This is a genomic window from Desertihabitans aurantiacus, assembly GCF_003344635.1.
GTDB classification, from domain to species: domain Bacteria; phylum Actinomycetota; class Actinomycetes; order Propionibacteriales; family Propionibacteriaceae; genus Desertihabitans; species Desertihabitans aurantiacus.
Map to the genome: position 1 here is coordinate 1 of NZ_QPKK01000152.1, position 9613 is coordinate 9613.

Genomic DNA, 9613 nt, shown 5'->3' on the forward strand with positions numbered 1-9613 from the left:
GGTCGCGAAGGTCCCGGTGGTCGGGCTGGCCGGCGGCTGGGTGGACGAGCGCGGCGGCGTCCGGCGCGCGGCGACCGAGACCACCCGGCTGCTGGGCGCCGCCGGCACCTGACGCGTCCCCGCGCGCGGGTGTCTTCAGTCGACGACGGGGGTGATCGCTCCGCGGTGCAGCCGGCGCGCGGCCTCGGCCAGCGATCCCGACAGCGAGGGGTAGACGGTGAAGTCGCCGGCGAACTCGTCCACGGTGATCCGTTCGGCGACCGCGAGCGAGAGCGGGTGGATCAGCTCGCTGGCCGACGGCGCCACCACCACCCCGCCGACGATGATGCCGGTGCGGGGCAGGCAGAAGATCTTGACGAAGCCGTCCTCGATGCCCTGCATCTTGGCCCGGGCGTTACCCCGCAGCGGCAGGGTGACGGCCTTCGCGTCGAGGACGCCGCCGTCGACGTCCTGCTGGGAGACCCCGACCGTGGCGATCTCGGGGGCGGTGAAGACGTTGGCGGCCACGGTGTTGAGGTCGAGCGGGGCGACGGCGTCGCCGAGGGTGTGCCACATCGCGATCCGGCCCTGCATGGCCGCCACCGAGGCCAGCGGCAGCACCCCGGTGCAGTCCCCGGCGGCGTAGACGCCGCGCGCGGAGGTGCGCGAGACCTTGTCGACGGTGATGTGGCCGGAGTCGGTCAGGGCCACCCCGGCCTCCTCCAGGCCCATGTCGGTGGTGTTGGGGATGGAGCCGACCGCCATCAGCACGTGGGAGGCCTCGATGACGCGGCCGTCGGTGAGCTCCACCTCGACCCCGTCGCCGACCCGCCGGGCGGCGGCCGCCCGGGAGCGGGCCATGATCGTCATCCCGCGGCGCTCCAGCACCTCCTGCAGGACGCGGGCCGCGTCGGGGTCCTCGCCGGGCAGCACCTGATCGCGGGAGCTGACCAGCACCACGTCGACGCCGAGGGCGTGGTAGGCGCTGGCGAACTCGGCCCCGGTGACCCCCGAGCCGACCACGACCAGCCGCTCGGGCAGCTCCTCCAGGTGGTAGAGCTGCTGCCAGGTGAGGATCCGCTCGCCGTCGGGCTGGGCGTCGGGCAGCCGGCGCGGGTGCGTCCCGGTGGCGACGAGGATCGCGTCGGCCTCGAAGCTGCGCTCCCCCTCGGCGGTCTCCGCGACCACCCGGCGGGTGCCGTCCAGCCGTCCCCGGCCGCGGACGACGTCCACGTGCTCGCGCGCGAGGCGCTCGGTGATGTCGCTGGACTGCTTGGCCGCCAGCCCCAGCACGCGGGAGTTCACCGCGGCGAGGTCGACCGAGACGAGGGAGTCGATCGTGGCCGGGTCGCCGTCGGCTCCGCCGACCCGCAGCCCGAGCTCCTCCGAGCCCTGGATGATCGTCATCACCTCGGCCGTGGCGATCAGCGTCTTGGACGGCACGCAGTCGGTGAGCACCGCCGCGCCCCCGACGCCCGCGTCCTCGATCAGGGTCACCTCCCCGCCGAGCTGGCTGCCCACGAGAGCCGCCTCGTACCCAGCCGGTCCGCCGCCGATGATCACCACACGAGTCACGCCGCCCATCCTGTCACGCCGACCAGCCCCGGCCGCCCGTCCGGCGGGCCCGCCCGACCGCCGCGGCCAGCGCGTCGAGCACCTCCACCGTCTGCTCCCAGCCCAGGCAGGCGTCGGTCACGCTCTGCCCCCGGACCAGGCCGGACGGGCCGACGGCGACGTCCAGCGGCTGGCGTCCCTCCACCAGGAAGCTCTCCAGCATCACCCCGGCCACCGGTCCTCCGGCGGCCACCTGCTCGGCCACGTCGGCGGCCACCACCGGCTGCCGGCGGTGGTCCTTGCCGCTGTTGGCGTGGCTGGCGTCGACCACCACCCGCGGGTTCAGCCCCGCGTCGGCCAGTCCGGCGGAGGCGGCCTGCACGTGCTCGCGGGAGTGGTTGGGCCCGCTCGCCCCGCCGCGCAGCACCAGGTGGGTGTCGGTGTTGCCGGTGGTGCGGACCAGGGCCGCCCGCCCGTCGGCGTCGATGCCCAGGAAGGTCTGGGCCGCCGCGGCCGCCCGGCAGCCGTCGACCGCGACCTGCAGCCCACCGTCGGTGCCGTTCTTGATGCCCACCGGCATCGACAGCCCCGACACCAGCTGGCGGTGGATCTGGCTCTCGGCGGTGCGCGCCCCGATGGCCCCCCAGGTCACCAGGTCGGCCAGGTACTGCGGGGTGATCGGCTCGAGGAACTCCGTCGCGCAGGCCATCCCGAGGGCGTTGACGTCGAGCAGGAACCGGCGGGCGGTCCGCAGCCCGGTGCCGATGTCGTGGCTGCCGTCCAGGTGCGGGTCGTTGACCAGGCCCTTCCAGCCGACGGTGGTGCGCGGCTTCTCGAAGTAGGTGCGCATCACCACCAGCAGGTCCGGCTCGAGCCGGCGGGCCTCGGCGGCCAGCCGCCCGGCGTACTCCAGCCCGGCGTCGGGGTCGTGGATCGAGCACGGTCCGACGACGACGAGCAGCCGGTCGTCGACGCCGGCGAGGACGGCCCGCACGGCTTCGCGGGAGCGTCGGACGGAGTCGGCGACGGGGTCACCCGGCGCCTCCTCGAACAGCGCGGCCGGGCTCGGCAGGGGTTCGGTCCCGACGACGCGGACGTCGGCGGTCGGCGGCGCGACGGTGGCGCCGGGGACGGTCGTGGTGGTCACGGGAGGGCTCCTGGGATCGGGGGCGGGCCCTCGTCCAGAGCCCGCCGGGAACGGCGAAGGGCAGGGACGTCGTCCCTGCCCCGTCGGCTCTGGAAGGTTCGTGGTGGCGCGTCTAACCGGCCGCAGGCCCCTCCGGAGCCGACGTCAGATAGCCGAACCATCGTGCGAACACGAGCGGCAGCCTACACCGGCCACGGCGGCGGCGCCTCCGGTGAGAGACTGCGCGGGTGACCGACGACCCGAAGGCGCTCGCCGCCGACGCCGCCCGCGCCCTGCTCACCGCCGCCTCGCTGGATTCGGTCGACCTGGCCCTGGTGCTGGGCTCGGGCTGGTCCGCGGCCGCCGACCGGCTGGGCGAGGAGCTGTACACGGTGCCGCTGGCCGACCTGCCCGGGTTCACCGCCCCCACCGTCGCCGGCCACGGCGGGCAGCTGCGGGTGGTCCGCACACCGAACGACAAGGTGGCCGCCGTCTTCACCGGCCGGCACCACTTCTACGAGCGGCGCGACGTCGACGCGGTGGTGCACGGGGTGCGGACCGCCGCGGCCGCCGGGGCGTCCACGCTGGTGCTGACCAACGGCTGCGGCGGGCTGAACCCGGCCTGGCCCCCAGGGACGCCGGTGCTGATCCGCGACCACATCAACCTCACCGGCACCACCCCGCTGCGGGGGGCCACCTTCATCGACATGACCGAGGCGTACTCGCGCCGGCTGCGCGAGCTGGCCCGCAGCGTCGCCCCCGAGCTCGACGAGGGCGTCTACGTGCAGTTCGGCGGCCCGCAGTACGAGACGCCGGCGGAGGTGCAGATGGCCCGCGTGCTCGGCGGCGACCTGGTCGGCATGTCGACCACGCTGGAGACGCTCGCGGCCCGCGAGGCCGGGCTGGAGGTGCTCGGCATCTCGCTGGTCACCAACGCCGCGGCCGGGACGACCGACGCGACGCTGGACCACCAGGAGGTCATCGAGGCCGGGCGGGACGCCGCCCCGCGGCTGGCCGAGCTGCTCACCGGTCTGGTGGCGGTGCTGTGAGCGCCCTGCCCGAGGGTCTGGCCGAGGCCGCCGCCCGCTGGCGCGCCGAGGACCCCGACCCCGCCACCGTCACCGCCCTCGACCTGCTGCTGGCCCGGGCCGGGGAGGGCGAGGAGGCCGCCGCCACCGAGCTCGCCTCCGCCTTCGCCGGCCCGCTGCAGTTCGGGACGGCCGGCCTGCGCGGCCCGCTCGGGCCCGGTCCGGCGCGGATGAACAGGGTGGTGGTCACCCAGGCCGCCGCGGGGCTCGCGGCCTGGCTGCAGGAGCAGCCCCAGACGTCCGGGGGCACGGTGCTGGTCGGCCACGACGCCCGCTACAACTCCGACGTCTTCGCCCGCGACACCGCCGAGGTGCTGGCCGGCGCCGGTTTCGACGCCGTGCTGGTGGACGTCCCCACCCCGACGCCGGTGATCGCCTTCGGTCTGCGTCACCTCGGCTGCGTGGCCGGGGTGGTGGTCACCGCCTCGCACAACCCGCCGCAGGACAACGGCTACAAGGTCTACCTCGGCGACGGTTCCCAGATCGTGCCGCCGACCGACGCCGAGATCGCCGCCCACATCCGCACCGCGGCCGCCGCCCCGCTGACCGAGGTCGTCCGCTCGGCGGAGTACCGCACCGCCGACGACTCCCTGCTCGCGGCCTACGTGGCCCGGGCCGCCACCCTCGTCCCGGCCGACGCGCCCCGGGAGGTGTCGTGGGTCTACACCCCGCTGCACGGGGTCGGCGCGGCGGTCGTGGACGCGGTGGTCGGCGCCATCGGCCTCACCCCCGGCCGCCCGGTGGCCCAGCAGGTCGAGCCCGACCCCGACTTCCCCACCGTCGCCTTCCCCAACCCCGAGGAGCCCGGCGCGATCGACCTGGCGCTGGCCGCGGCGCACCAGGAGGGCGCGGAGCTCGTGGTGGCCAACGACCCCGACGCCGACCGGTGCGCGGTGGCCGTCCCCGACGCCGGCGGTGAGGCCCCCGGCGGGTGGCGGATGCTGCGCGGGGACGAGCTGGGTGCGCTGCTGGCCGACGACGCGCTGCGCCGCGGCGCGTCCGGGGTGTACGCCCGCTCGGTGGTCTCCAGCACCCTGCTCGACCGGCTCGCCGAGGCGCACGGGCAGCCGTCCACCACGACGCTGACCGGGTTCAAGTGGATCGGCCGGGTGCCCGGGCTGGCCTTCGGCTACGAGGAGGCGCTCGGCTACTGCTGCGACCCGGCCGCGGTGGCCGACAAGGACGGCATCACCGCGCTGGTGCGGGTGCTCGCGCTGGCGGCGTCGCTGCGCGCCGAGGAGCGGACGCTGACCGATCGCCTGGACGAGCTCATGCGCACCTACGGTCTGCACGCGACCGACCAGCTGTCGGTGCGGGTCACCGACATGGGCCAGATCGCCACCGCGATGCAGACGCTGCGGGCCGCTCCTCCGACGACCCTGCTCGGCGAGCCGACCCGGGTCCTCGACCTGGCCACGGGCAGTGACGCGCTGCCGCCCACCGACGGCGTGCTCATCACCACCGACCGGGTGCAGGTGGTGACGCGCCCGTCGGGGACCGAGCCCAAGCTCAAGTGCTACCTCGAGGTGCGCCAGACCCCGGAGGACTCGACCGACCTGGCGGCGGCCCGGATCCGCGCGGCGTCCCTGCTGGCCGACCTGCGCCAGGAGATGGCCACCGCGCTCGGGCTGCTGTGACGCCCGGGCGCAGGCTGGTGCTGGTGGCCGGGGCGTCCGGGAGCGGCAAGTCGCGGCTGGCCCGGATGGCGGGACGTCCGCTGGTGCGCCTGGACGACTTCTACCGCGACGGCGACGAGCCCGGGCTGCCGCACACGCTGGGCATCGTCGACTGGGACGACCCGGGCTCCTGGCACCTCGAGGAGGCGGTGGACGCGCTGCGCACGCTCTGCCGCACCGGCACGGTCACCCTGCCCCGCTACGAGATCGCCGCCAACGCCCGCGTGGGCAGCCACGTCCTGACGCTTCCCGACGACGGCTGCGTGGTGGCCGAGGGCGTCTTCGCCGCCGACGTGCTCGAGCCGGCGCGGGCGGCCGGGATGGACGTCCAGCCGCTGTGGCTCGACCGGCCGCGGAGCCTGACCTTCCTGCTCCGGCTGGTCCGCGACCTGCGGGAGCGGCGGAAGCCGCCGCTGGTGCTGCTGCGCCGCGGGCTGGCGCTGTGGCGCACGGAGCCGGCGATGCGCCGTCGGGCCCTCGCGCTGGGCTTCGAACCGCTGGGGATGCGGGCGGCGGTGCGACAGCTCGCCGGCGGTTCGACCGGTTGAGGCTTGGCCAGCGCGGACGGTCCGGGGAATCGGTCCGGCGCCGGACCGGTTGCCCGGGTATGAGCATCGACACCGGCAGGTACGGGATCTGGCTGCGCGCCGACGAGTGGTCGGCGGAGCTGGCGTCCGCAGCGGAGGGTCTCGGCTTCGGCACGCTGTGGATCGGCGGGTCGCCCGACGGCGACCTGGCCGACGCGGAGCGGCTGCTGGCGGCGACCGAGCGCGTGCTGGTGGGCACCAGCATCGTCAACGTCTGGACAGACGACGCCGCCACCGTCGCCGGCTCCGTCCACCGGCTCGCGGAGCGATTCCCGGGCCGGTTCCTGCTCGGGGTGGGGATCGGCCATCCCGAGGCGCAGCGGGAGTACGCCTCGCCCTACCAGAGCCTGGTCGACTACCTCGACGCGCTGGACGCGGCGGGCGTGGCCCCTGAGCAGCGGGCACTGGCCGCGCTCGGTCCGCGCGTGCTGCGGCTGGCCGGCGATCGGACCGCCGGGGCGCTGCCCTACCTCACCACCCCCGAGCACACCGCCCGCGCGCGGGCCGAGCTGGGCGACGGCGTCCTGCTGGCGCCGGAGCACAAGATCGCCCTGCAGCGGGACCCGGCGGCCGCGCGCGAGGTCGCGCGGGACGCCGTCGCCCTCTACCTCCGTCTCAGCAACTACACCCGCAACCTGAAGACGCTGGGATTCTCCGACGCCGACATCGCCGACGGCGGCTCGGACCGGCTGCTCGACGAGCTGGTCTACCAGGGCCCGGTGGACACCGTTGCCGCACGGCTGGCGCAGCACCTGTCCGCCGGGGCCGACCACGTCGCCGTCCACCCGCAGTTCGCCGACGGCGACGACCGTCCGGGTCAGCTCCGCGAGCTGGCCGCCGCGCTCGGCCTCTGACGGCGGCGCCGCAGCCCGGAGGCGACCAGGCGGCGGAGCAGCTCGCGGCTGTCGGTGGGCACCGCGCCGAGCTCGACGGCGCGGTCGTACCGCTCCTGCGGCAGGTCGTAGTGGTCGCCCTGGAACGCCCGCCGCGGGATGTCCATACCGGCGGCGAAGGCGTGCAGCTCCTCGTAGGAGTCGTCGCTGACCAGGTGCGACCACACGGTCCCGCGGTGCGGCCAGCGCGGCGGGTCGATCAAGATCATCACCCCACCGTAACCGGGGCCGACCGGCTCCCGGTCGGGCCCACCTGCGACGCTGGGACCATGTTCCGCCGCAGCGGCGCCGCCCTGAAGCGCATCGGCCTGGAGGTGCTGGGTTGGGGGCTGGTCGTGCTCGGGCTGGCCGCCCTGGTGCTGCCGGGCCCGGGCCTGGTGCTGCTCCTGCTCGGCCTGCTGGTGCTGTCGCAGCAGTACGCCTGGGCCCAGCGCCGGGTGGCGCCGGTCAAGCGGCGCGCGCTGCGGACCGCAGACGACGCCGTCAGCACCTGGCCGCGGCTGGTGCTGTCGGTGCTCGGTGTCGTCGTGGTGGCCGGGGTCGGCGTGGTCTGGGGGCTGCAGCCGCCCGCGCCGGGCTGGTGGCCGCTGCCCGACCGGTTCTGGCTGTTCGGCGGCTGGGCCACCGGCGGCACCGTCCTCGGCTCGGCCGTCCTGGCGCTGGTGCTGCTCGTCTGGAGCTGGTGGCGGCACCGCCGCCACGGTCCGGTCCCCCGCGCCTGACGGCCGGCCCGGCTCAGTCCTCGGCGCGGTGCACCGGCGCCCACTCCGGCCCGGTCTCGGCCAGCGACTCGTCGAGCTTGCTGAACAGCGGCGACGGCTTGGACAGCGGCGTGCCCGGCGCGATGTCGGTGCGGCGCCAACGGGCCTGCTCCAGCGCGTAGGAGCCCATCAGCACCGGGTAGTCCGGGCCGCCCTCCTCCGACACCTCGTGGATCTCCGGCAGCGCCGCCCACACCCCGCGACCGCCGAGGGCCTCGAAGACCAGCTGGGCGGAGTGCGGCAGGAACGGGGTCAGCAGCGTGTTGCAGTCCGAGACCACCTGCAGCGCGGTGTGCAGCACGGTGTCGCGGCGTCCCGGGTCGTCCTTGAGCTTCCACGGCTCGGTCTCGGACAGGTAGCGGTTGGCCAGCGTGACGATCCGCATCGCCTCACCGATCGCCTGGCGCACCTTGTTGCGTCCCAGCGCCTGCCCGACCGTGTCGAAGGCGGCCGCGGACGCCTCCAGCAGGGCGACGTCCACCGGCTGCAGCTCCCCCGGCGCGGGGATGGCACCGACGTTCTTGTGCGCCATCGACAGCGAGCGGTTGACGAGGTTGCCCCACTCGTTGGCCAGCTCGTTGTTGATCCGGCGGACGAACTCCTCCCAGGTGAAGTCGGCGTCCTGGTTCTCCGGGCCGGCGGCGGCGATGAAGTAGCGCAGCGCGTCCGGGCCGAACTCGGCGAGGAAGTCGCGGACGTAGATGACGGTGTTGCGCGAGGTGGAGAACTTCGCCCCGCTCATGGTGAGGAACTCGCTCGAGACCACCTCGGTGGGCAGGTTGAGCTCGCCGTAGGGGCCCGGGGTGCCGCCCTTGTCGCCGCTGCCACCCGCGCCGAGCAGGATCGCCGGCCAGATGACGGAGTGGAAGACGATGTTGTCCTTGCCCATGAAGTAGTAGGACAGGGCCTCCGGGTCGTGCCACCACTTCTGCCAGGCGTCGGGGTCGCCGCTGCGCCGGGCCCACTCCACCGAGGCGGAGAAGTAGCCGATGACGGCGTCGAACCAGACGTAGATCCGCTTCATCGGGGCGTCCCGCCAGCCCTCCAGCGGCACCGGCACGCCCCAGTCGAGGTCGCGGGTGATGGCGCGGGGCTGCAGGTCGTCGATGAAGTTCTGGCTGAACTTCAGCACGTTGGGACGCCAGTCGCGACGCTCACCCAGCCAGGCGGTGAGGCTCTGGGCGAAGGCAGGCAGGTCGAGGAAGAAGTGCTCGGTCTCGACGAACTCGGGCACCTCGCCGTCGATCCGCGAGCGCGGGTTCAACAGGTCGATCGGATCGAGCTGGTTGCCGCAGTTGTCGCACTGGTCGCCGCGGGCGCCGTCGTAGCCGCAGATCGGGCAGGTGCCCTCGACGTAGCGGTCGGGCAGGGTGCGTCCGGTGGACGGGCTGATGGCGCCCATCGACGTCTTCGCCACCACGTAGCCGTTCTCCTCCAGCGCGGTGAACAGCTGCTGCACCACCTCGCGGTGGTTGACCGTGGTGGTGCGGGTGTAGAGGTCGTAGGACAGCCCGAGCCCGCGCAGGTCCTCGGTGATCATCCGGTGGTACTTGTCGGCGGTCTCCCGTGCGGTCAGGCCCTCCTTGTCGGCCTGCACCTGGATGGCCGTGCCGTGCTCGTCGGTGCCCGACACCATCAGCACGTCGTGACCGCTCATCCGCATGAACCGGGCGAAGATGTCGGAGGGCACCCCGAAACCGGACACGTGGCCGATGTGCCGGGGACCGTTGGCGTACGGCCAGGCCACGGCGGCGAGAACAGCAGTCATGCGCCGCACCCTACCCAGGACCGCACCCTCCCCCGACCGCGATTCCCGGACGCCGGGGCCGGCGGGGGGGCACCGAGCGTCCGCCGCAGTTCACCACCTCGTGGCCCGCAGGTCGTTGTCCAGGCCGCTCCGGCTCCGCGAGGATCGGACCCGTGACTGCCACCCCCGCACCACGTCTGCG

9 protein-coding genes are annotated in these 9613 nt (G+C 74.6%); 5 read left to right on the forward strand and 4 right to left on the reverse strand.

Going from position 1 to position 9613, the window contains the following annotated elements:
* Window positions 1–135 precede the first annotated feature (135 nt).
* The gene (locus DVA66_RS12650) at window positions 136–1554 is read right to left on the reverse strand and encodes an NAD(P)H-quinone dehydrogenase (RefSeq protein WP_198671720.1); all 1419 of its coding nucleotides are present in this window, start codon (window positions 1552–1554) and stop codon (window positions 136–138) included.
* Window positions 1555–1567: 13 nt separating this feature from the next.
* Window positions 1568–2680 carry a 3-deoxy-7-phosphoheptulonate synthase gene (locus DVA66_RS12655; protein WP_114560413.1) on the reverse strand — a complete coding sequence of 371 codons (1113 nt, stop codon included), beginning with the start codon at window positions 2678–2680 and terminating at the stop codon, window positions 1568–1570.
* A gap of 227 nt (window positions 2681–2907) precedes the next feature.
* On the opposite strand from DVA66_RS12655, the gene DVA66_RS12660 reads away from it, so the two are divergent.
* From DVA66_RS12660 to DVA66_RS12675, 4 genes are all read left to right on the forward strand, one after another.
* A complete protein-coding gene (locus tag DVA66_RS12660) occupies window positions 2908–3708 on the forward strand; it encodes a purine-nucleoside phosphorylase (protein ID WP_114560414.1) in 801 nt (266 codons plus the stop codon).
* Window positions 3705–5384: a phospho-sugar mutase gene (locus DVA66_RS12665; RefSeq protein ID WP_198671721.1), complete on the forward strand. Its 1680-nt coding sequence runs from the start codon at window positions 3705–3707 to the stop codon at window positions 5382–5384. The genes DVA66_RS12660 and DVA66_RS12665 overlap by 4 nt, the downstream gene beginning before the upstream one ends.
* A 65-nt stretch (window positions 5385–5449) precedes the next feature.
* Window positions 5450–5971: a uridine kinase gene (locus DVA66_RS12670; RefSeq protein WP_114560420.1), complete on the forward strand. Its 522-nt coding sequence runs from the start codon at window positions 5450–5452 to the stop codon at window positions 5969–5971.
* A gap of 59 nt (window positions 5972–6030) precedes the next feature.
* Complete coding sequence (locus DVA66_RS12675; protein ID WP_114560415.1) at window positions 6031–6864, forward strand: LLM class F420-dependent oxidoreductase; 834 nt, start codon at window positions 6031–6033, stop codon at window positions 6862–6864.
* Here the strand turns inward: DVA66_RS12675 and DVA66_RS12680 are convergent.
* Window positions 6828–7112 (reverse strand): DUF4031 domain-containing protein, encoded by a 285-nt coding sequence (locus DVA66_RS12680; protein ID WP_198671722.1) that lies wholly within the window; start codon window positions 7110–7112, stop codon window positions 6828–6830. The genes DVA66_RS12675 and DVA66_RS12680 overlap by 37 nt on opposite strands.
* Window positions 7113–7172: 60 nt before the next feature.
* Here DVA66_RS12680 and DVA66_RS12685 point away from each other — a divergent pair, with 60 nt between their 5' ends.
* On the forward strand, window positions 7173–7625 hold the full coding sequence (locus DVA66_RS12685) for a PGPGW domain-containing protein (RefSeq protein WP_114560417.1): 453 nt from the start codon (window positions 7173–7175) through the stop codon (window positions 7623–7625).
* Window positions 7626–7638: 13 nt separating this feature from the next.
* On the opposite strand, the gene metG is transcribed toward DVA66_RS12685, so the two are convergent.
* Window positions 7639–9432 (reverse strand): methionine--tRNA ligase, encoded by a 1794-nt coding sequence (gene metG / locus DVA66_RS12690; RefSeq protein WP_114560418.1) that lies wholly within the window; start codon window positions 9430–9432, stop codon window positions 7639–7641.
* Window positions 9433–9613: the final 181 nt, after the last annotated feature.

What these genes read in the sequence shown, in the direction of transcription:
- DVA66_RS12670 (WP_114560420.1), top strand. Translation starts at nt 5,450, where the DNA reads ATGGCGGGACGTCCGCTGGTGCGCCTGGACGACTTCTACCGCGACGGC.
- DVA66_RS12675 (WP_114560415.1), top strand. Translation starts at nt 6,031, where the DNA reads ATGAGCATCGACACCGGCAGGTACGGGATCTGGCTGCGCGCCGACGAG.
- DVA66_RS12680 (WP_198671722.1), bottom strand. Translation starts at nt 7,112, where the DNA reads ATGATCTTGATCGACCCGCCGCGCTGGCCGCACCGCGGGACCGTGTGG.
- DVA66_RS12685 (WP_114560417.1), top strand. Translation starts at nt 7,173, where the DNA reads ATGTTCCGCCGCAGCGGCGCCGCCCTGAAGCGCATCGGCCTGGAGGTG.
- metG (WP_114560418.1), bottom strand. Translation starts at nt 9,432, where the DNA reads ATGACTGCTGTTCTCGCCGCCGTGGCCTGGCCGTACGCCAACGGTCCC.